This is a genomic window from Shewanella putrefaciens (assembly GCF_016406325.1).
In the GTDB taxonomy this organism is placed as follows: Bacteria; Pseudomonadota; Gammaproteobacteria; order Enterobacterales; family Shewanellaceae; genus Shewanella; species Shewanella putrefaciens.
This window is the reverse complement of sequence record NZ_CP066370.1, coordinates 3,294,541-3,314,942: the sequence shown is the minus strand read 5'-3', so window position 1 is coordinate 3,314,942 and position 20,402 is coordinate 3,294,541. Positions and strand designations below refer to the sequence as shown.

20 protein-coding genes are annotated in these 20,402 nt (G+C 44.4%); 13 read left to right on the top strand and 7 right to left on the bottom strand.

Annotated elements, in window-relative coordinates; genetic code table 11:
- Positions 1–39: 39 nt before the first annotated feature.
- On the bottom strand, positions 40–645 hold the full coding sequence (locus tag JEZ96_RS14870; protein WP_025007621.1) for a TetR/AcrR family transcriptional regulator: 606 nt from the start codon (positions 643–645) through the stop codon (positions 40–42).
- A 17-nt stretch (positions 646–662) separates the two neighbouring features.
- Entirely contained in the window at positions 663–2,087 is a 1,425-nt protein-coding gene (locus JEZ96_RS14865) for a coniferyl aldehyde dehydrogenase (protein ID WP_025007622.1), read from the bottom strand.
- Positions 2,088–2,309: 222 nt separating this feature from the next.
- Here JEZ96_RS14865 and JEZ96_RS14860 point away from each other — a divergent pair, with 222 nt between their 5' ends.
- Both JEZ96_RS14860 and JEZ96_RS14855 read left to right on the top strand, forming a co-directional pair.
- The gene (locus JEZ96_RS14860) at positions 2,310–2,693 is read left to right on the top strand and encodes a SpoIIAA family protein (RefSeq protein ID WP_011788342.1); all 384 of its coding nucleotides are present in this window, start codon (positions 2,310–2,312) and stop codon (positions 2,691–2,693) included.
- Positions 2,694–2,756: 63 nt separating this feature from the next.
- Entirely contained in the window at positions 2,757–3,188 is a 432-nt protein-coding gene (locus tag JEZ96_RS14855; RefSeq protein ID WP_011788343.1) for a universal stress protein, read from the top strand.
- An 18-nt stretch (positions 3,189–3,206) separates the two neighbouring features.
- Here JEZ96_RS14855 and JEZ96_RS14850 read toward each other — a convergent pair whose 3' ends face one another.
- Positions 3,207–4,064, bottom strand: coding sequence for a substrate-binding periplasmic protein (locus JEZ96_RS14850; RefSeq protein WP_011788344.1), 858 nt, complete (start codon positions 4,062–4,064; stop codon positions 3,207–3,209).
- A 339-nt stretch (positions 4,065–4,403) separates the two neighbouring features.
- Between JEZ96_RS14850 and JEZ96_RS14845 the strand changes: the two genes are divergently transcribed.
- The 4 genes from JEZ96_RS14845 to JEZ96_RS14830 all read left to right on the top strand — a co-directional run bounded on the left by JEZ96_RS14845 (position 4,404) and on the right by JEZ96_RS14830 (position 8,818).
- Positions 4,404–4,739, top strand: a complete 336-nt coding sequence (locus JEZ96_RS14845) for a winged helix-turn-helix domain-containing protein (RefSeq protein ID WP_011919847.1) — start codon at positions 4,404–4,406, stop codon at positions 4,737–4,739.
- A gap of 175 nt (positions 4,740–4,914) precedes the next feature.
- Positions 4,915–6,204 carry an NCS2 family permease gene (locus tag JEZ96_RS14840; RefSeq protein ID WP_014611172.1) on the top strand — a complete coding sequence of 430 codons (1,290 nt, stop codon included), beginning with the start codon at positions 4,915–4,917 and terminating at the stop codon, positions 6,202–6,204.
- Positions 6,205–6,409: 205 nt separating this feature from the next.
- The gene (gene proB / locus JEZ96_RS14835) at positions 6,410–7,528 is read left to right on the top strand and encodes a glutamate 5-kinase (RefSeq protein ID WP_011788347.1); all 1,119 of its coding nucleotides are present in this window, start codon (positions 6,410–6,412) and stop codon (positions 7,526–7,528) included.
- A gap of 12 nt (positions 7,529–7,540) precedes the next feature.
- Positions 7,541–8,818 (top strand): glutamate-5-semialdehyde dehydrogenase, encoded by a 1,278-nt coding sequence (locus tag JEZ96_RS14830; RefSeq protein WP_025007623.1) that lies wholly within the window; start codon positions 7,541–7,543, stop codon positions 8,816–8,818.
- Positions 8,819–8,902: 84 nt separating this feature from the next.
- On the opposite strand, the gene JEZ96_RS14825 is transcribed toward JEZ96_RS14830, so the two are convergent.
- The 3 genes from JEZ96_RS14825 to JEZ96_RS14815 all read right to left on the bottom strand — a co-directional run bounded on the left by JEZ96_RS14825 (position 8,903) and on the right by JEZ96_RS14815 (position 10,881).
- Entirely contained in the window at positions 8,903–9,205 is a 303-nt protein-coding gene (locus JEZ96_RS14825) for a hypothetical protein (protein WP_011919845.1), read from the bottom strand.
- Between the two features lie 127 nt (positions 9,206–9,332).
- Entirely contained in the window at positions 9,333–9,809 is a 477-nt protein-coding gene (gene ybaK, locus JEZ96_RS14820) for a Cys-tRNA(Pro) deacylase (protein ID WP_011788350.1), read from the bottom strand.
- 136 nt (positions 9,810–9,945) lie between these two features.
- Entirely contained in the window at positions 9,946–10,881 is a 936-nt protein-coding gene (locus JEZ96_RS14815) for a DMT family transporter (protein WP_025007624.1), read from the bottom strand.
- A 289-nt stretch (positions 10,882–11,170) separates the two neighbouring features.
- Between JEZ96_RS14815 and dnaK the strand changes: the two genes are divergently transcribed.
- Positions 11,171–13,090: a molecular chaperone DnaK gene (gene dnaK / locus JEZ96_RS14810; protein ID WP_011788352.1), complete on the top strand. Its 1,920-nt coding sequence runs from the start codon at positions 11,171–11,173 to the stop codon at positions 13,088–13,090.
- A 130-nt stretch (positions 13,091–13,220) separates the two neighbouring features.
- Entirely contained in the window at positions 13,221–14,351 is a 1,131-nt protein-coding gene (gene dnaJ / locus JEZ96_RS14805; protein WP_011919843.1) for a molecular chaperone DnaJ, read from the top strand.
- Between the two features lie 123 nt (positions 14,352–14,474).
- Here dnaJ and JEZ96_RS19670 read toward each other — a convergent pair whose 3' ends face one another.
- A complete protein-coding gene (locus JEZ96_RS19670) occupies positions 14,475–15,797 on the bottom strand; it encodes a methyl-accepting chemotaxis protein (RefSeq protein ID WP_011788354.1) in 1,323 nt (440 codons plus the stop codon).
- 928 nt (positions 15,798–16,725) lie between these two features.
- On the opposite strand from JEZ96_RS19670, the gene JEZ96_RS14795 reads away from it, so the two are divergent.
- The 5 genes from JEZ96_RS14795 (at position 16,726) to JEZ96_RS14775 (ending at position 20,246) form a co-directional block, all read left to right on the top strand.
- Positions 16,726–17,127, top strand: coding sequence for a hypothetical protein (locus JEZ96_RS14795; protein WP_025007626.1), 402 nt, complete (start codon positions 16,726–16,728; stop codon positions 17,125–17,127).
- A gap of 549 nt (positions 17,128–17,676) precedes the next feature.
- Complete coding sequence (locus JEZ96_RS14790) at positions 17,677–18,075, top strand: hypothetical protein (protein ID WP_025007627.1); 399 nt, start codon at positions 17,677–17,679, stop codon at positions 18,073–18,075.
- 138 nt (positions 18,076–18,213) lie between these two features.
- On the top strand, positions 18,214–18,621 hold the full coding sequence (locus JEZ96_RS14785; protein ID WP_014611166.1) for a DMP19 family protein: 408 nt from the start codon (positions 18,214–18,216) through the stop codon (positions 18,619–18,621).
- Positions 18,622–18,720: 99 nt separating this feature from the next.
- Entirely contained in the window at positions 18,721–19,677 is a 957-nt protein-coding gene (locus tag JEZ96_RS14780) for a Shedu immune nuclease family protein (protein ID WP_014611165.1), read from the top strand.
- A gap of 224 nt (positions 19,678–19,901) precedes the next feature.
- Positions 19,902–20,246: a hypothetical protein gene (locus JEZ96_RS14775; protein WP_128090261.1), complete on the top strand. Its 345-nt coding sequence runs from the start codon at positions 19,902–19,904 to the stop codon at positions 20,244–20,246.
- Positions 20,247–20,402: the final 156 nt, after the last annotated feature.

Below are 20,402 nucleotides of genomic sequence, written 5' to 3'. Positions count from 1 at the left end.
GGCAGCAATTGAGAGTCAATAGCCTGATATTGGGCTATGTTAGTCCGCTTGCATGGCCTTCCAAAACAATTCAAAACTGGCATCTTGGTATGTTTTATTTGTCCCTAAATGTGGGTTATCGATAAAGAAGCGTGTGGCCGCCAGATATTGTCCATGACAGTTTTCTACCATCAGTTCAATGGGATAGTGGGCGATTAATCCCATCATTTGTCCCTGTTTAATCAGTTCGCTAATAAAACCTAAGATACCGTTCATCGCTTGATCGCGCACCTGAGCCGCTATCATAGGTGACATAGAATATTGCTGAAAAAACAGTTGCTTGACAGGATTTTCTAGCGACCAATCAATCGCACTTTGCCAAAGCTGCAATGCATTGTGTTTAAGATCATTACTTTTAGGGCTGTTTAACAGTAAAGCATCGGCAAACTCTTGTTTTATGGTAAGAAACAAAGATTCCATCAAGGCTTCCTTGGAAGGGAAGTGATGGAACAAGGTGCCCGTAGCGACGCCTGCATGTTTTGCAATCGAGGCGGTGGACGTGCCATGAAATCCTTGGCTGACAAAGAGTACTAAGGCGGTATCGAGAATGGCTTGGCGTTTATCTGTCATCATTTTTATTGGTTGCGTGGTGGCTGGCTTATTCAAGATTTATCCCCCAATGACTAGCGCAAAAATAGCTTCATTAAGATGCGTTGGATAAAAGTGCCATAGGGTGGGTGCACAAACTTACCCGTGTTAAATCGACCACGGCTGAGTACGGTTTTAGCATGGCTGAAGGTCAAAAAGCCTTCTTTACCATGGTAATGCCCCATGCCCGACGGGCCTATACCGCCAAAGGGCGCGTCATCTGCCGCGACATGGAACACGGTTTCATTGATACAAACACCGCCAGAATGGGTCTGCTGAAGGATTTTTTGCTGCGTAGGCTTATCAAAACTCATTACATAAAGTGCTAGGGGTCTGGCTCTATGGTTGATGTATTGAATCGCTTCATCTAGCGAGTCATAACCAATAATCGGCAGCAATGGACCAAATATTTCCTCTTGCATCAATAGCATGTCTTCAGTGGTGTTCGTTATCAACTGAGTCGCAATTTTGCGGTTTTGGCTATCTATGGCTTCGTCAGTCGCAGAAATAACACGGGCGCCTTTTGCTTTGGCGTCTTCGAGCACTGTCATCAAGCGGTCAAACTGGCGTGTGTTAATGATGCTGCCATAGTCTTTGTTGTGGTTAATCGTACCGTACATGGATTGAAACTTGGCTTGGTAGGCCGTGATGAAGCCATCCACTTTGGCTTTAGGGCAGAGTACATAATCTGGGGCGACACAGATTTGCCCTGCATTTAGGCACTTACCGTAAATCATTCGTTCTACCGCTGTCTCGAGCGGCATATCAGGGGCGATAATCACAGGCGATTTACCGCCTAGCTCGAGTGTTACAGGGGTAAGGTTATTGGCAGCGGCGCGCATCACATGGCGACCCACTGTAGTGGAGCCAGTAAAGAGCAAGTGATCGAAGGGCAGGGCAGAAAATTGGGCGGCAATATCCGCTTCACCTTCGATGACCGCGACATAGGATTCATCGAAAACCTGTGCCAATAACTGTTTGATCACTTGATTGGTCGCTGGGGTAAATTCAGACATTTTGAGCATGGCATGATTACCCGCGGCAATGATGGCGGCAAGTGGGCCAAGCGACAGCATCACGGGGAAATTCCATGGCACGATAATGCCGATAACCCCCAAAGGTTGATAATGCACAGTGACGTTGGCAGGAGCGAGTAAGATCCCTGCATGACGAACACTAGGTTTGAGCCATTTTTTTAAGTTTTTCAAACAGTAATTGATGTTGTTAATGACTGGCATAATGTCAGATATTAGGCTGTCATCAATCGATCTATGGCCATAATCTTGGCTTAAGGCATCGACCAAGGGTGTTTGAAATTGCAGTATGGCCGCTTTAAGTCGAGTTAATTGCTCCACTCGCGTAGCGTAATCGGGGTTCGGATTGGTGAAGTAACTGCTGCGTTGACGTTGGAGCAACTGAGTCAGCGGTGAGGTATTAAGGTGGTCAGTAGCCATATTCATAGTGGTTGCTCCTTGCGAAGTGGTAAGCAAGTCTTATTGGGTACTTATTTAAGATTCAACTCTTACAATTGAATCTTAAATAAGTACCGACTGATTAGTCGGTTTATCCTAGCTTGCTTGTTGAGGTAGCGCAAGATATCTGGTGTATTTTTGAGCAAGATCACGGCTTGTTATAGCGTTAGCTTCTACACTGAATCAAAGGTTCTCACATAAGGAGTATGTATGACTTTGTTAAAGCACGGAATTTCGATCGGTATTGAGCGTTATGGTGATGATGATTTTTTCGTTGCCTTTAAAGCTATTGGTACCTTAACTCACCAAGACTACGAAAGGATGGTGCCCGTGTTGGAATCGGCACTGGCAGGCGTAAAAGATCCCGATATCTTCGCCTTGGTTGATGTCACTGAGTTGGATGGCTTGGAACTACAAGCCGCTTGGGACGATATTAAACTTGGGGTGAAGCATATTCGCCATTTCGAGAAAATTGCCATTGTCGGTAAGACAACATTGCAGGAAGTGTTGGCTAAGTTGGCAAACTGGTTTACACCTGCTGAGGTAAGGTTTTTTGTCGATAATGGTGATGCGGTAGCTTGGTTACGAGATTAGTTCTATTACCTAAGTTTTACCTTCACTTAGTAATTCAGTTGCGCCATAGAAGGAGTACAGATTATGCGTAAAGGTCAAATACTCTGGCCCACAGATTTCTCGGAAACTGCGGCCCATGCACTAAGTTATGCTATTGAAATGGCTAATTTGTATAATGTTGGTCTAAAAATTCTACACGTGGTTGAGCAGCCTATTGGTGATGAAAACTTTATGATTTTATCCATCACACCTGAAGAGCTGGCTAAGAGTATGGAAGATGCGGCGGCCAATAAAATGCAAGCATTGCTAGATAAACTAAAAACGGATCTTCCAATTAGTACTTTGATCCGCCGTGGTGATCCTGTCGATCAAATTTTAGAGGAAGCGAACGGTAAAGATATTGGCATGGTGGTGATTGCCAGTCATGGACGGAGTGGGTTATCACACTTTTTACATACTAATGTCGCTGAAGCTGTGGCAAATGGCGCGGTATGTCCTGTGCTTGTCGTTAAGTAATTTTTCTATTGGCGGCGGTTAGAGCGCATCATTTCCGATGGGGTTACGTTCTATTATTTTGGTTGATGCCTCCGCTTCATGTTCTAGGGACATGAGGCGGCGGTATTTTTCCTGTAATGCTTGCAAGCTACCGTCTTGGGTAATGTGCTTAAGACCCGCATTAAAATCATCCCGAATTTGTGCGCTCAGAAACGCAAAACGATATTCAGTCGGGGGGAATACTTTGTGGCAAATGGCTTGTTGTTGTAATTCCTTGCTGTTCAATCGCCCATCCAGATAAGCCTGCTTTAAATAGTATTTAAAAATATTTTTATCCATCACCACCACATCGGCTCTATGCTTCATCAACATATAAACCTGTTGTAGTTGTCGAGCTTGTTCTTTATAGCCAGTATTGGCTTTAGCCATTTGGCCAAACTCTTCTCCTAACATGCTTGATGCACGCTGAAAAGCGACGACTTGTTTGTCACTTAAATCACTTATGCTATTGATATTAAATCGATTTGATTCGAGGCTAATGGCACAGTTTTGATAGCTAATGACCACATCAGAATAAAAGACATTATCTAACATGCCTTCTTTTATATTGATAATACCATCGAGTTTGCCTTCTTTTAGCTCATGAAATGTACGCGCCAAAGGAAGGTAGTGGATGATGGCATTATGTCCCTTAACCGCGAGTGCTTGGTAGAGTAATTCGAGTTCGAGTCCACTGTTAGTTTCTTGAATAACATAAGGAGGAATAGAGAGGCTAACACCAATACTCAGTTCGGCTGTATTGCCGGTTTGGTAACTGCAAAGCGCCATTAACCCCATCAATTTATAGTGGTTATATCGAATGCCTGAGTGATGAGGTTTGTCTTTATCAAGTGTCATTATCACCTATGCCTCCACGGACTCTCGCAGCTGGGATTGAGACTCGCTAAGCCAATCGATGACTCACATGAGTAAGTGTAGTTTATCTATACTCAAACAACCTCAACCTCAAACTCAAAGTATTCGTATTTTTAGGTTGTTTGGGTATCAACGTCTGAGACTAGAAATAACAGCTATCAGGGGGAAAATACAAGTTGTTTTATTCAAATTAATCCGCAGTATTGCACTGTGTGATCTGGCTATATTTAATGCCAACTATTTAGGACTGGCTATTGCGTTATTAACTGAATATAAAGTAGTTTTGATGATAATTACTTTTACATCTCGACAGGTCATCCTATGCCAGTGTCAGCATCCGTATCGCCAGCGGTTTCAAAGCAAAATAAAGCCTTTCTACGTAAGTTATATCTCGCACATTTAATGGATGACGAGCGTCATAATTTATTATCTCTCAACAAGTTAACTGGAATGCCGCGCCGTACATTGCAGGATGCTATTGCTGCCTTTGAGGATATTGGTATCCGCGTTGAATTTATACAGGAAGGGAGTCGCAACAACGCGGGTTATTATCGCATCCTCACTTGGGGACCGATCAGCAGTGCATGGGTCGATACCCATTTAGCGGAGATCGCCGAGATTATTGGCGTCGCCACTATCGATAATCAGGCGTTGTGAGCCATTACTTCATACTTATGTATTATTTCTCCGCTATTGATGGAGTTAACTATTCCTCGCCAATCTTGTGGCCTGACCAGCCTAAACTCCTTATAATCTGCCGCAAATGTAATCGCGCTACATATTCCTTACATTTAAATACCCTACCTACTTAAAATAAAAGGAACCCAGTTCCATGTTAGAAAAGCTGTTCAAACTAAAACAAAATCAAACGAGCCTCAAGCAGGAAGCTATTGCAGGTTTAACCACATTTATGACGATGGCCTACATCATTTTTGTCAATCCAATGATGTTAGCCGATGCAGGCATGGACCACGGGGCAGTATTTGTTGCCACCTGCCTTGCAGCAGCAATTGGTTGTTTAGTCATGGGATTAATGGCTAATTATCCGATTGCATTAGCACCGGGAATGGGGCTTAACGCCTTTTTCACTTACACGGTTGTGGGTGAAATGGGTTATAGCTGGGAGACAGCCTTAGGTGCCGTGTTCCTATCGGGAATTTGCTTTTTAATCTTGTCCTTAGTGCGTATTCGTGAATGGATTGTTAACAGCATTCCCGTGTCGTTACGCCTAGGTATTGCCGCTGGTATTGGTTTATTTCTTGCGCTGATTGGTCTTAAAAGTGCGGGCATTGTTGTTGCTAATCCTGCGACCTTAGTCACTATGGGTGATATTACTGCTTTTCCGGCCGTAATGGCGGTATTGGGCTTTTTCCTGATTATTGCCATGGTGCAAAGGGGAATGAAGTCGGCGGTAATTTTAAGTATCTTAATTATCACCGGACTTGGATTGATCTTTGGTGATGTGCATTACAACGGCATAGTGTCTATGCCGCCTTCAATTGCCCCAACCTTTATGAAGATGGATTTATCCCAAGTTTTTGAAGTCACGATGCTATCAGTCGTGTTTGCCTTCTTGTTTGTGGATTTATTTGATACATCAGGCACCTTAGTGGCGGTTGCCCAACGCGGTGGTTTTCTCGATGAGAAAGGTCGTTTACCACGTTTAAATCGTGCTTTGACCGCAGACAGTTTAGCTACCATTGCAGGGGCTGCTTGTGGTACTTCCACCACGACAAGCTATATCGAAAGTACCGCGGGAGTGAGTGCGGGAGGGCGTACAGGATTAACCGCTGTGGTGGTAGGGTTATTGTTTATTGCTGCATTGTTCCTATCGCCATTGGCGGGGATGATCCCGGCCTATGCAACAGCGGGTACCCTGTTTTATGTGGCTATTTTAATGATGTCTGGCCTTGTGCATGTTGAGTGGGAAGATTTAACCGAAGCCGCGCCTGTGGTGGTTGTGTGTATCTTAATGCCGCTGACCTTCTCTATTGCATCGGGGATTGCGCTGGGGATTATCTCCTATGCGGCGATTAAAATACTCACGGGTCGCTTTAGCGATCTCAATGTGGGTATCATCGTGTTAGCGGCATTATTTGTGGCTAAGTTTGTCTATGCTTGATGCTGTTTAATAGTGAGCTACTAGCCTAGTGGGTTAGATTGTCTACAAATAGGCAATATTTTTTGAGGGTCATCTAATCGATGGCCCTTTTTACTGCGTGATTATGAGCAAAATCGAAAATTTATCTCGAGTTAATCACTCCTCGCTACCAATTATCTAGCGGATTAGGTATAAGGATTGTTCGGTTATTTTTTACAAATGAATAATGAACTTAAGTGAGATTGCGTATCGCCGCGTGGTAGTGAAATTGGGAACGAGTGTGCTGACCTCTGGCAGTAAACAGCTAGATAAAGCCCATATGGTTGAGCTGGCTCGTCAAATGGCTGCACTGATGAAGTCAGGGGTCGAAGTCGTTTTATGCACCTCAGGGGCGATTGCCGCTGGGCGTGAACATCTCCAATACCCGACACTGCCCGACACTATGGCCAATAAGCAGTTGTTAGCCGCTGTCGGGCAAAGTCAGTTGATCCTCGCTTGGGCACAACTCTTTAGTATTTATGGGCTGCATGTGGGCCAACTCTTGCTAACCCGCGCCGACTTGCAGGATAGAGAACGTTATCTCAATGCTAGAGATACACTCAATGCATTGTTGGCAAACAATATTATCCCCATCATTAATGAAAATGATGCCGTGGCTACCAACGAGATTAAAGTCGGTGATAATGATAATTTATCGGCCCGCGCGGCGCTGCTGTGTGATGCTGATTTATTGATTTTATTGACGGATCAAAAGGGGTTGTTCGATGCCGATCCGCGCACTAATCCGAATGCTAAATTGATTTCGCAGGTGGTGAAGATTGATGACAGTCTGCGGATGTTAGCGGGTGGTTCTGTATCGGGTTTAGGTACGGGCGGTATGTCGACTAAACTGGAAGCCGCTGATATTGCTCGCCGTGCCGGGATTGAGGTGGTGATTGCCTCAGGTCATCACCCCGATGTGATTAAAAAAGTGGTTGGTAAAGAGTCCGTTGGTACTCACTTTAGTGCCATTGAAAACCCGCTCGAAAGCCGTAAACAGTGGATATTGGCGGGCCCTGCGACTCAAGGTTCTTTAGTGCTCGATGCTGGCGCGGTAAAAGCCGTTACCGATAAGGGCCGTAGCTTATTATCTAAAGGCATTATTGGGGTTAAGGGCGAATTTGAGCGCGGCGCAACACTGAAATTAGTTGACCAACAAGGTAAAGTAATTGCTAAGGGGATAACGAGGTATTGTGGTCAAGCCTTGAATTTGATTGCGGGTAAACATTCCGACGAGATCGAGTCAGTACTCGGTTACGATTATGGTGACGCAATAGTGCACCGAAACGACATGGTGGTCCTATAAGCGAGGTCTGTTTTGAGTGAAATGAATCAAGCGCAGTATTTACAGCAACTTGGCGCTAATGCCAAACAGGCAAGTTATGCCTTAGCCAACTTAACGGCGAGTCAAAAGGCCGATTTGCTCGAGGCTATTGCCGATGCGCTGACGGAAAACTCTCCGGCCATTTTAGCCGCCAATGCTAAGGATGTTGCCGCTGCTAAGGCCGATGGATTAACGGAGGCGATGATCGACAGATTATTGCTCGATGATGCGCGCCTTGCGGGCATTATCGGTGACATCAGCGATGTCATTCGCCTTGCCGATCCCGTCGGTGAAGAGTTTGGCAGTAAGTTATTGGATAACGGGTTAAGGCTGACTCGCCGCCGTGTACCGCTTGGGGTGATTGGGGTGATTTATGAAGCACGCCCTAATGTGACCGTGGATATCGCGGTGCTTGCCCTTAAAACTGGTAATGCGGTGATCCTCCGTGGCGGTAAAGAAACCCTTGAATCGAATAAACTTATTAGTGATGTGATCCGCAGCGCGATTGTCGCCCAAGGTTTGCCCATAGATGTGGTGCAATTTATTGATTCGCCTGATAGAGCCTTAGTGACAGGTTTGCTTAAGCTCGATCAATATGTTGACATGATAGTGCCGCGCGGCGGTCAAGCTCTGCAGCGCCTATGTGCTGAGCAAGCGACCATTCCGGTGATCTTAGGCGGCATTGGCATTTGCCATTTATATGTCGATAAAAATGCTGACTTACAACGTGCCCTAGATGTTATTGCTAACGCCAAAGTGCAGCGTCCGACCGTGTGTAATGCGCTCGATACCTTGCTGGTGGATGAGCGCGTGGCGAGCACTTTTGTACCGCAAGTTGCCGAGTATTTGCATCGTTTAGGTGTGCGTTTTTCAGTCTGTGAGACAAGTTTTGCTTTGCTCGATGGTTTAGGTTTCGATGTGACTCTGGCTAAGGCCGAGGATTTTGGCATCGAATGGTTGTCGTTAACCTTAGGTATCAAAGTGGTGGGCGATATCGATACTGCCGTTGACCATATTCGCCAGTATTCGAGCGGGCATTCGGAAGCGATTCTGACCGATGATATTCACGCTGCGGCGCACTTTATGAACGAAGTGAATTCTGCCGCTGTGTATGTCAATGCCAGTACGCGTTTTACTGATGGTGGCCAGTTTGGTTTAGGTGCCGAAGTTGCGGTAAGCACGCAAAAGTTGCACGCCCGCGGCCCAATGGGGCTTGAGGCATTAACCACCTATAAATGGTTAGCTTGGGGTGATTACACCAGCCGTATTTAAAAGACGGTAAACAAAAGCCATTGATGGATAACATCAATGGCTTTTTATTGTGAATATGCGCGATTAAATCTTTTGTGGATAGGTTTAGCGAATAAGAGGGGTATAAGTGGCGAGTAGCCACACACAGAGAAAGATTACCGTCATCATTATGGTGAACTTACGAAAGGCACTGATATATTCCAAGGTATAAATAAAGTACCTTTCTTGCACTCTGCGGGTAAGTAATACCGAGGGGAGCAAAAAACTGCAGTAGAGCATAACTACCATAGTCGTAAAACCATTTCCCCAAAAATGCTCATAGATAAAAAGCGCGATACAAAGCAGCATGGCAACCCAGCCAACGGGGCCTATGCCTTTTTCTGGATTCCATTGTGTTGATTTTTCCATCTGACTGTCCTTAGTCCAACTGTCGCTCAGTACAATTTATAGACGGATATCACGGCTTTTTCAAACACTTTAATGTGTTGGGTTAAATTATTGTTAATTTTGTGATATTCAACCCATTAGGCTTACATTAAAGTGTTTTTATATCGGCAAATGAACCATTACAGAGTTGAGCCAACTCGTTGGCGGATAAACTAATCTCAAGCCCTCTACGTCCTGCACTGACATAAATGTGATCAAAGGATTGTGCACTTTGGTCAATCAAGGTTGGCAGGCGCTTCTTTTGTGCTAACGGGCTGATACCACCCACAAGATAACCCGATGATTTTTGCGCGAGTTCAGCATCAGCCATTTGCAATTTCTTCTGCCCTAAACATTTTGCAACGGCTTTAAGATTCAGTTGATGATCGACGGGTACGAGCGCGACGGCGATTGGCGCATGGGCTTTGTCGATGGCGACCAGTAAGGTCTTAAATACCTGTGCAGGATTAAGCCCAAGAGTGTTGGCGGCTTCTTCGCCATAGGCGGCGCAGTGTGGATCGTGGCTATATTCTAAAATTTCAAAGGCAATTTTGGCTTTTTTCACCAGTCGAACAGCAGGTGTCATTCTATACTCCTTCACAAAACTGGGATATTAGCCTTTAACGTAAGATAAAAATGTTAGCCAACGCATTTTTATATCGGAGTGATATAAAAAGTGGCGTCATCATGCGCCAATAATCGATTTAGATAATGGCGGTAAATTACTCCATTATCTTTGGCGTGACCTCTTCAGGTTTTCCACTACATTTACGCTCGGTATAACGGGGTAAAAGTTGCTGTAACATCATCCCTGACAAAATAAAAGCAAGGCCAAGATAGGTCGTCATTGCAATGGTTTCTTGTAAAATCCAGGCAATAAATCCAATCGACATCACCGGGGATAAAAACACCATAGTGCTGATGTTCGCGGTGCGAGTGGCAGTTTTCAGCGCCATTAACCAGAGCACGAAGGTAATGCCCATCTCGAACAATCCCACATACATACCAGCAAATATCGCCTTAAGACTAAAACTGGGTAGCGCATCTGTTAACACTAAGGTCATGGCAATAAAAGGTAAGCCGATGAGAAAACTGAGTAATAAACTCACCACGGGATCACCTTGATCTTTAGTGTTGACGATCCAATATAGGCACCAGAGTAGCGTGCTGGTCAGCGCAAGGCCGATCCCCAGCGGGCTATCAAAGCTAAAGCCGCTGATATCGCCGCCGGTGGCAATAATAAACACACCAGTGTAGGCAATCAGCGCTGCCGCAATGTCGCTTTTACGCAAATGTTGCTTTAGCAAAGGCGCGGCAAGTAACGGCAGTAATACCGCCCAAGTGTAGTTAAGTGATAAAGCTTGCTGCGCGGGCAGTAAAGAATACGCCTTAAATAGCACAACATAGTAGAGGAAGGGATTGATTAGCCCTGTTACCAGATAAAACATGGGTCTGCGTAAAAATTGTTGCTTAAGTAAAGAGAGCTTTTTTTGCCAAGCCAAGATACTGGTAAGGGCAATAATCGAAGTGAGTACGGCAACAAACACCAGTTGCAGCGGACTGTAATAGCTTAAGGCTATTTTAAAAGCCGTGGCCACTGTGGACCAGAGGAAGACCGCGGCCATGCCGTACACATACGCTAAATTCGAAGACTTCACTCTGCTACCTTATTTAGATAAACATCTGCCAAATGTGGGCAGATTGAATAACAGCTATGGTGGATAAGCAAGCGTATTTTTGTGGGTGAAATATTTTATCCATCTCAGTATATGGAAAAGATAAAGTAAGAAAATTTTTTTATCGGCCCTTGTAATTAAATTCCCTGTCCCAATATAGGTGTTAAGGCAGAGAAGGCGGCCAACAATGGACTTGATAAACAATGCGTCCGGCCCCATATCAAAACCAACTAAACAAATTTAGATTGAATGAAATTTTTCGGAGGACCTCATGGGTAAAATTATTGGTATCGACTTAGGCACAACAAACTCTTGTGTAGCTGTCCTCGATGGTGGCAAAGCGCGTGTGTTAGAAAATGCTGAAGGCGATCGCACAACACCGTCAATCATCGCTTATACAGACGATGAAACCATTGTCGGTTCGCCTGCAAAACGTCAAGCAGTGACTAACCCGACTAACACATTCTTCGCGATTAAGCGTTTGATTGGTCGTCGTTTTAAAGATGACGAAGTTCAACGTGATGTGAACATTATGCCATTCAAAATCATCCAAGCCGACAACGGTGATGCTTGGGTTGAATCGCGTGGCAACAAAATGGCACCACCACAAGTTTCTGCTGAAATCTTGAAAAAGATGAAGAAAACCGCAGAAGACTTTTTAGGTGAAGAAGTGACAGAAGCGGTTATTACCGTACCTGCTTACTTTAACGATTCACAACGTCAAGCGACTAAAGATGCGGGTCGTATCGCAGGTCTTGATGTTAAACGTATTATCAACGAACCCACAGCAGCGGCATTAGCTTACGGTATTGATAAGAAACAAGGCGACAACATTGTTGCGGTATACGATTTAGGTGGTGGTACATTCGATATCTCCATCATCGAAATCGACAGTAACGATGGCGACCAAACATTTGAAGTATTGGCAACTAACGGTGATACCCACTTAGGTGGTGAAGACTTTGACAACCGTTTGATCAACTACTTAGCTGACGAATTCAAGAAAGAGCAAGGCTTAGATCTGCGTAAAGATCCATTAGCAATGCAACGTCTGAAAGAAGCGGCTGAAAAAGCAAAAATTGAACTTTCAAGCACCAACCACACTGAAGTGAACCTGCCATACATCACGGCAGACGCAACAGGTCCTAAGCATTTAGTGATTAAAATCACTCGTGCTAAGTTGGAATCACTGGTTGAAGACTTGATTCTCCGCACATTAGAGCCATTAAAAGTTGCTCTGGCGGATGCAGATTTATCCGTATCAGACGTTAACGAAGTGATTCTGGTGGGTGGTCAAACCCGTATGCCTAAGGTTCAAGAAGCGGTGACAAACTTCTTCGGCAAAGAACCTCGTAAAGACGTTAACCCTGACGAAGCGGTAGCTGTAGGTGCTGCGATTCAAGCGGGTGTATTGTCAGGCGACGTGAAAGACGTATTACTGTTAGACGTGACGCCACTGTCTCTGGGTATCGAAACCATGGGCAGCGTGATGACTAAGTTGATTGAGAAAAATACGACTATTCCGACTAAGGCACAGCAAGTGTTCTCAACCGCCGATGACAACCAAAGTGCAGTGACCATTCACGTACTGCAAGGTGAGCGTAAGCAAGCGAGCGCGAACAAGTCATTAGGTCAGTTCAACTTAGACGGTATTGAGCCAGCACCACGTGGCCAGCCACAAATTGAAGTGATGTTCGACATTGACGCCGACGGTATTCTGCATGTGTCTGCGACAGACAAGAAAACCGGCAAGAAACAAAACATCACCATCAAAGCCTCTTCTGGTTTAAGTGAAGAAGAAGTGGCGCAAATGGTACGTGATGCTGAAGCGCACGCAGATGAAGACAAGAAGTTCGAAGAGCTAGTGCAAGCACGCAACCAAGCTGACGGCTTAGTCCACGCGACTAAGAAACAAGTAGAAGAAGCGGGCGATGCATTGCCAAGCGAAGATAAAGAGAAAATCCAAGCTGCAATGGCCGCTGTTGACACTGCCACTAAAGGCAATGACAAAGAAGCCATTGAAAAGGCAAGCCAAGAATTAATCGAAGCGTCTGCTAAGCTGATGGAAATTGCTCAAGCTAAGTCTCAAGCCCAAGGTGGTGCAGAGACCAATGCGGGCAAACAGGCTAACGCTGCTGCCGATGATGTTGTCGATGCTGAATTTGAAGAAGTGAAAGACGACAAGAAGTAATTGTTTGAATCAAGGTTTGATTTCAAATAACTGATTTCAAATGTTTGATTTTAAATAGTTAATTCTAGGCGGGCGTTACGGGGAAACCCTAACGCCCGTTCGTTCAACTTAAGCCCAGAAGCATGAGATTATGTCAAAGCGAGATTATTACGAAGTATTAGGCGTTGGTCGTGACGCCAGCGAACGTGAAATTAAAAAGGCCTATAAACGTCTGGCCATGAAGTTTCACCCCGATCGTAACCCAGGCGATAAAGCCGCAGAGGCTAGCTTCAAAGAAGCGAAAGAAGCCTATGAAATCCTGACCGATACCGATAAAAAAGCGGCGTATGATCAATTTGGTCATGCGGGTGTGGATCCCAATCGTGGCGGTGGTTACGGTGGTGGGCAGGGCGATTTCGGTGATATCTTCGGTGATGTCTTTGGCGATATTTTCGGCGGTGGACGTCGTGGCGGTCAACGCCAAGCGGCCCGCGGCTCAGATTTACGTTACAACCTAGAGTTATCACTGGAAGAAGCGGTTAAAGGCCTGACGAAAGAACTGCGTATTCCAACACTGGCAACCTGCGATCTGTGTGATGGCAGCGGGGCGAAAAAAGGCACATCGGCAAGTACCTGTACGACATGCCATGGTCAAGGCCAAGTCCAAATGCGCCAAGGCTTTTTCACGGTGCAGCAACCTTGCCCAACCTGTCATGGCCGCGGCAAGATCATCAAAGATCCTTGCACTAAGTGTCATGGCGATGGCCGTGTTGAAAAGAGCAAAACCTTATCGGTTAAGATCCCTGCCGGCGTCGATACGGGCGACCGTATTCGTTTAGCAGGTGAAGGCGAAGCGGGTGAATTTGGCGCGCCTCCGGGGGATTTATATGTTCAGGTGAGTGTGCGTGAACATGCGATTTTCGTCCGTGATGGTAACAACCTCTACTGCGAAGTGCCGATATCCTTCAGTAAAGCCGCCCTTGGCGGTGAAATTGAAGTACCTACACTGGATGGTAAAGTGAGCCTTAAGATCCCCGCCGAAACACAAACGGGCCGTATGTTCCGTTTACGCGGTAAAGGGGTTAAATCGGTGCGTAGCCATGCCGTAGGCGATTTGCTCTGCAAAGTGGTGATGGAAACGCCAGTTAACCTAAATGATCGTCAAAAAGAACTGTTACGCGAATTTGAAGCCACCTTAACGGGTGAGTCAAAGAAGCACAGCCCAAAGGCTGAGGGCTTTTTCGATGGCGTGAAAAAGTTCTTCCAAGATCTGAATAGCTAACTTAACCCGTCGAGTGACGTGTCGCTATGAGTCGCGGCACTCGATGAAAAAAGCCCCGCAGTGTTAAACACTGCGGGGCTTTTTATATTCGGATATCAGCTTTTTAAACTGTATTTTCTACTATCAATTGGTTAATTGATTCGTAAATTGGCCTACAGCATTTACCACCTTTTGAGCACCGTCTTGGATTTCTGACATTACTTCACCGGATTGCGTCGAAAGTGCTAAGCCGTGTTGTGCTTGTTTTTTACCTTCTTCAATCATGTTAACTGCATTTTCGGTTAACTTTTTATTTTGCGAAACCACCTCGACGATTTCCTCCGTTGCCTTACTGGTACGGGAGGCGAGCTGCCGTACTTCATCGGCAACCACGGCAAATCCTCGTCCTTGTTCACCTGCTCGTGCAGCTTCAATCGCGGCATTAAGGGCGAGTAGATTTGTTTGATCCGCAATGCCGCTAATACTTTTTACCAGTTCACCAATCATTTGCGATTGTTTATCTAGGGCTGCAATTCCTTGGGCTGCGGTGTCCATTTGCGCTGTCAGTTTGTGCATGGCTTCGACAGTCTCTTGTAGCACTTTACTGCCCATTTGTGCCATATCATCCGTTTGTTTTGAGGTGCCATAGGCGATATCGGCCGCTTCGGATATGGCTTGCTCTCGATTGACTTGCTCAGTGATTACCGTTGCAAATTTAACGACTTTATACAGTTTTTTGTAACTATCAAAAATCGGATTATAGGATGCCTCTAGCCAAACCTCTCGACCATAACTATCAAGACGTTTAAAGCGGCTCGCAACGTATTTACCTTGACGAAGCTGTTCCCAAAACTGTTTATATTCTAGAGAATTATATTCTTCAGGCTCACAGAACATTCTGTGATGTTTTCCAATAATTTGATTTTGGCTATAGCCCATGGCCTGTAAAAAATTATCATTTGCCGCGAGAACTATACCCTCCAAATTAAATTCGATGACAGCCGTAGAGCGTTGTAAGGCTTGGGTTAAATCTTGGTGTTCCTGTGAGTTTTTGATGGTACGGGTGAGGTCATTTGCATATACAGATATATGTTTAACTTGACCTTTACTGTTTTTCACCGGCTGTATAATTGCCCGTAACCAGGCTTCTTCGCCATCGCCTTTGGTAATTTGTAGGGCGCCAGCCCAATGTACACAGCGTTTTAATGCATCACACATTAACTTAAAGTGATTAGTACTTCTGGCTCGTTGAGGCACAAGATCGATTAATTCTCGCCCGACGGGTGAGGTATTTTGGAATAACATGTCATGGGTAAAGTTTGCGTTGATTACGGTAATTTTTCCATTTGAATCAAGTGTTAATGCTAACATCTCGCTATCAAGGCTTTCCCTTACCTGTTGCATTGAAAGTAATTCTTCTTTCAACTGCTCATTCTCTTCCTTCAAGCGCTTATTAAATATGATCATATTGATTTCCAAAGCGAAGTACTAAAATCACTTTTTGGTGGCATGCTGCTTAGTATAGTGTGTATTGCGGTCTTTAACTGTACGTAGGTACGTAAAAATAGACAAAATAGATCAGCGTGTTACAGATGGGGCAATATAATCGCAATATACCAAATAGCAACTTGTCTCTGTAATAGGCTGATGATACTGGGATGAGCTAGTCAAGCGCAGCCCTTATTGAGATCTCTTTGTTTAGGTGTAAATCGTTAACGGTTGGTACCAGCCATTTCTGCGTTTACTTCTGTGTTTTTGCACTACTTATCCTGAATACGCTTTGATATTGGTCTGTAAAGGGATGATGAAAATTAGTTATCACTTAACTATCTAATTTGTAATGTGAAAGTGGTAGACATGGCCTAATCAGAACGCTATCTTAAGTTTTAACAAGGATGAAACTTAATCGTGACCGTGGTTAAGTTCACTTGCATCAGGAAGATGTATCTTTATTTCGCAAGAAACGCCTCCTGAACAATATGCGATGAGTTTCTAACACTAGGTGCTAGAGCCTAGATTATAGATTCTAGAATCTAGAATCTATAAAAGAGCAGTGCAATCCCTTGGCTAATGGGTGTTGGCCAAGTGCGGTAGCCATGGGGAGAGCTTTGTCGAACGACAAAGCTGAAGCGTTTTGATAGTGCTGGTTTGCTTGGCGCTGCGAATTGGCAATGTTATCTCTGCCAATTATCAGTGCAGCTAATTGCCTGCCGCAGGCTTTTGCACTGTTACACCAGTGACACGCCGTGAATACATCCCTGTAGGCTCTACTAAAACATCCATGTTTTAGAAGGTCACTGGTGCAACAATGCCAGTTCTGGTGTATCCCGTAGTATTTATGTTTTCCTATGAAAAATGAGTAATTCAAAATAGTAATGGACTTTGGAAGTTAGGGATGAAATCAGTTTTACAAATTACGTTGGGGATCTTGTTAGCGGGCTTGGTCACTTTGTTAGTGCGAATTGGTTATTTGAGTTATATCGAATACCGCCTGACGCAAGGGATTAATGAGTTTGCTATGCAACAAAAGCAAACGGAACTTGCTCGCCAGCTTGCTGAGTATCAGGTTCAGCAAGAGTTACAACAAAACGCGGCAGAAAAATCCAGACTAGCCAAGCAAAACGAGGCCGCTCGAATACGCAAAACCGAAGCATGGCGCAAATACTATATCGTCCCCGAAGATTGTAAAAACTATAAGTCAGATGAACATATGGTCAACTGCCTAAACCACAAAGCCGATACAAAAGCAGAATTTGATAGGGCGTATGATTCAGGAGAATTGGTACTTCAGAAATAAAGTAGTCGAAATTTTTACCATAAATCAAGGTCGTGGGGCTTCTCCCTTGATTGTTAAACAAGAGTCGACCAAGGAGGACTGCTCGTCCTATCCTCCTTGCCTATTGTTTTCACATCAGCCAAGACGCCCCTAACGGAGTTGAAAGCCCCTTGTGCTCATTGACAAATTTGCTATCGCTTCCGAAGGATGCGTCCCTGCACCTGCGAAAGCTAGCTCGCCATCCATGGCGAGACTCACGCAATTTGCCTATTCGCCCTGCGGCAACTCCGAGGGAATGGTGTACTCCTTCGGCTTAGGTGTTATTGGTCGATTGTTAAGGCATAAAAATGTGCTTGTCGGCTCTTTTCTAAAACGCTTCTCGGTATGTAAGGTCTCGATTTTTCTGCATGAAAAATGTTGAAAACTCATCATAAGCGATGCTAAGTTACTGCAATATTTAAATTATTTATTCTGATTGTTCGAAGGTTAAGCCATTTACGGCTTGGGTTTCGTTAGCAGTCCGAGTAATACACTGTTAGGCGAAAATTAACTTAGAGAATGGAGTTCAATATGTGGCCACGTAACTTGTACACTGGCCCTGGTGGCGGCTTATACACGGGTCCTGGTGGTGGTCTTTATACCGGTCCTGGTGGTGGTGCATACACTGGGCCTGGCGGCGGGATGTACTCTGGCCCTGGGGGCGGAATGTATACAGGGCCTGGTGGAGGCTTATATACGGGGCCAGGCGGTGGTCTTTATACTGGCCCGGGCGGCGGCGCATATACTGGCCCAGGTGGAGGCTTATACACAGGGCCCGGTGGTGGTCTTTATACCGGCCCAGGCGGTGGTATGTATACAGGCCCTAGTAACTATATGAGCAACATCCCACCGTGGCATATTTTCGCCAAACATCTAGCTAGAATCGGAATGAAAAATGAAGCTGAATTTATCCTCTCTCAACTTCAGTAAAAACGCCTAACAAGTGGTTCAAATCGTTCGCTTCGCTCTCTGGGACGGGCTAAAGCCCGCCCCTTAACCAAACGTTATGTTTTCAGAGGGAACATGCGAAAACTTCTAATTATTCTTACTGCAATATCGGGATTGGTAATGGCACAAGAATACCCAGCATCTTATGATGCAGTTTCTGAAAAGTACGAGGCTGTTGGCTTTTCCAACCTGTCTGAAAAAGAACAGGCAATATATACGATTTGGTGGTTGGAAGCAGAGGTAAACAATGGTGGGTTCCATCAATATTTCTGGAACTCTTCTGGGGATCATGCTGCGTTTGCTCTGAAATCACTCAATAATATAGGTGCCACTAAAACTGCCTCATTGCTCCAACAGGCTATAGATGTGGCTTTCAATGGTAAGTTACCGGAATCTCGCCTTGAAAGACAAAACCATTTAAAAATAGATGAAGTCTCAAAGATGGATAAGCTCGGAGATCTAGATTCAGAGTTTTACGAGTATTCGGAAAACTTTTATGAAATGCTTGATGCTTATGTGGCGAAGTAAAAACATAACAAACGCGTCAATCGGGACTGGTTTTCCGCTAGCGCTTCAAACCAGTCCATTACGCGGGCGTTAGCCGCTATGAGTTAATTGAGAGGTGTCATGGCACAAATTAAAGACAGATTAGTTAGGATAATTCGTGATAAACCTCGTGTTCTGACTAGAGCTATATTTTGGAAGATTCCGCATAACACTTCAGAAGATGAAGTATTTTTGAAACTTGGTCGGTACAATAAACCGAAGAATTGGACTGAGAGTGAAACTCTTGAGCTCGATAGCCCTAAAAGTGAATTAACGCTAGATAGTGAAGAGTTTCACAATTTGCTTGAGTTTATCTCTAATAATTATGAACCTTTTAAACAAGGTACTAGAGCTTTCTTACCACTTGAAAACCCGTATGATCTTTCGAATGCTGAGCAAATTAAGCAGTTATTGAATTTACCGGATAAACGGAGAATGCTTGAGTTCCTTTTGGTAAATGAGGTTATTCCTGAAGATCTAGAGCTAGGTTTAGAGCATGCTAGAAAAGTTCGGGCGCTTGATGAGTTTCAATATCTTTTAGAGTCTGACTTTACTGAAAATGTATGGCAAAACTGGTTTGAGAAAAATAGTTGGGTTCTTGGTAGCGATTTTGTCAAAGTCCTAGATGAACGAGCAATAGATACCCGTAACATTTCAGACTTTCTGATGGAAAGCTATGATGGTTTCTTAGATATAGTAGAAATAAAGCGACCAGAAGGTAGCCTTAAGTTTTGGTCTACAGGTCTTGATCACAATAACTACTATCCGAGCTCCGATTTAATTAAAGCGATCACTCAATCCCAGAGTTACATTCATGAAGTTGAGCTTGAAGCTAACAGTGTTAAGTTTATGGAAAGGGTAGGCTACGTTAAAACTATCAAGCCAAGATGTACGTTAATTTACGGGCGCTCAAATGACTGGAATAAAGAACAACAACAGGCGTTTCGTGTGCTTAATAGTAGTTACCATAACCTATCGATTATGACTTTTGATCATGTATTGGAAAGAGCAAAGCGCATAATTGGGAAACGCGGCTAACGAACGCCTCAAGAGTGACTGTCAACGCGTAGCGTTTCCAGTCCCATTGAGCCGCGGTGGTTACGGGTTTAATGGAACACCCATTGTTAAATCCGCAGAATAAAATGAACATCCATTGTTAATGGCTTGATCGTAACGTTATGATTCTTCTTGGGTTAAACATTAAACAAGGCGATTTAATGCTTAGTCTTTGCTGAACTCAGATAAGTCTTGGATGATTAAAAATGATCCGATATTTATTATTCGTATTCCTTGCTCTTGTGACATGTGTGGGCAATGGGGTAGCTGGCGAATATCAGTTGGATTGGCATGTTCCAGACGAGGAGCTGATTTATCATTCCTGCGGTTGTGCTGATTCCTGTTGGGTTGCCGAGGTTCGCCAAGCGAAAGCGGAAAAGCCGCTTATCGCCAAACTGAGATGCGACTGCGAAAAACTCTATTTTACTGATAAAACTGGCATAGAACGGGTTGTTGCTGAAAACTGTGATGACTTAAACACCGACAATAAAGTGGATTTGATCCTAGAGCGAATTAATCAACTTCAGTCACATTTTAATACCCCTCGTTAACTCTTTTTATCATTGTGTTGAATGGGATTCCACAATTTTTATCTTTAGGAAATTGTATGAATAAAATTAGGGTGTTGGGTGTTAGATTGTGTCGATATGTAAACATATTTCTGAACATTTTATACAGGAGGTGAACGGCCTTTTTAATCGAGTTAT

Bases quoted from the DNA above. Each gene is read 5' to 3' on its own strand.
- JEZ96_RS14865 (WP_025007622.1), bottom strand. From the start codon at position 2,087: ATGAATATGGCTACTGACCACCTTAATACCTCACCGCTGACTCAGTTG.
- JEZ96_RS14860 (WP_011788342.1), top strand. From the start codon at position 2,310: ATGACTTTGTTAAAGCACGGAATTTCGATCGGTATTGAGCGTTATGGT.
- JEZ96_RS14855 (WP_011788343.1), top strand. From the start codon at position 2,757: ATGCGTAAAGGTCAAATACTCTGGCCCACAGATTTCTCGGAAACTGCG.
- JEZ96_RS14850 (WP_011788344.1), bottom strand. From the start codon at position 4,064: ATGACACTTGATAAAGACAAACCTCATCACTCAGGCATTCGATATAAC.
- JEZ96_RS14845 (WP_011919847.1), top strand. From the start codon at position 4,404: ATGCCAGTGTCAGCATCCGTATCGCCAGCGGTTTCAAAGCAAAATAAA.
- JEZ96_RS14840 (WP_014611172.1), top strand. From the start codon at position 4,915: ATGTTAGAAAAGCTGTTCAAACTAAAACAAAATCAAACGAGCCTCAAG.
- proB (WP_011788347.1), top strand. From the start codon at position 6,410: ATGAACTTAAGTGAGATTGCGTATCGCCGCGTGGTAGTGAAATTGGGA.
- JEZ96_RS14825 (WP_011919845.1), bottom strand. From the start codon at position 9,205: ATGGAAAAATCAACACAATGGAATCCAGAAAAAGGCATAGGCCCCGTT.
- ybaK (WP_011788350.1), bottom strand. From the start codon at position 9,809: ATGACACCTGCTGTTCGACTGGTGAAAAAAGCCAAAATTGCCTTTGAA.
- dnaK (WP_011788352.1), top strand. From the start codon at position 11,171: ATGGGTAAAATTATTGGTATCGACTTAGGCACAACAAACTCTTGTGTA.
- dnaJ (WP_011919843.1), top strand. From the start codon at position 13,221: ATGTCAAAGCGAGATTATTACGAAGTATTAGGCGTTGGTCGTGACGCC.
- JEZ96_RS19670 (WP_011788354.1), bottom strand. From the start codon at position 15,797: ATGATCATATTTAATAAGCGCTTGAAGGAAGAGAATGAGCAGTTGAAA.
- JEZ96_RS14795 (WP_025007626.1), top strand. From the start codon at position 16,726: ATGAAATCAGTTTTACAAATTACGTTGGGGATCTTGTTAGCGGGCTTG.
- JEZ96_RS14790 (WP_025007627.1), top strand. From the start codon at position 17,677: ATGTGGCCACGTAACTTGTACACTGGCCCTGGTGGCGGCTTATACACG.
- JEZ96_RS14785 (WP_014611166.1), top strand. From the start codon at position 18,214: ATGGCACAAGAATACCCAGCATCTTATGATGCAGTTTCTGAAAAGTAC.
- JEZ96_RS14780 (WP_014611165.1), top strand. From the start codon at position 18,721: ATGGCACAAATTAAAGACAGATTAGTTAGGATAATTCGTGATAAACCT.
- JEZ96_RS14775 (WP_128090261.1), top strand. From the start codon at position 19,902: ATGATCCGATATTTATTATTCGTATTCCTTGCTCTTGTGACATGTGTG.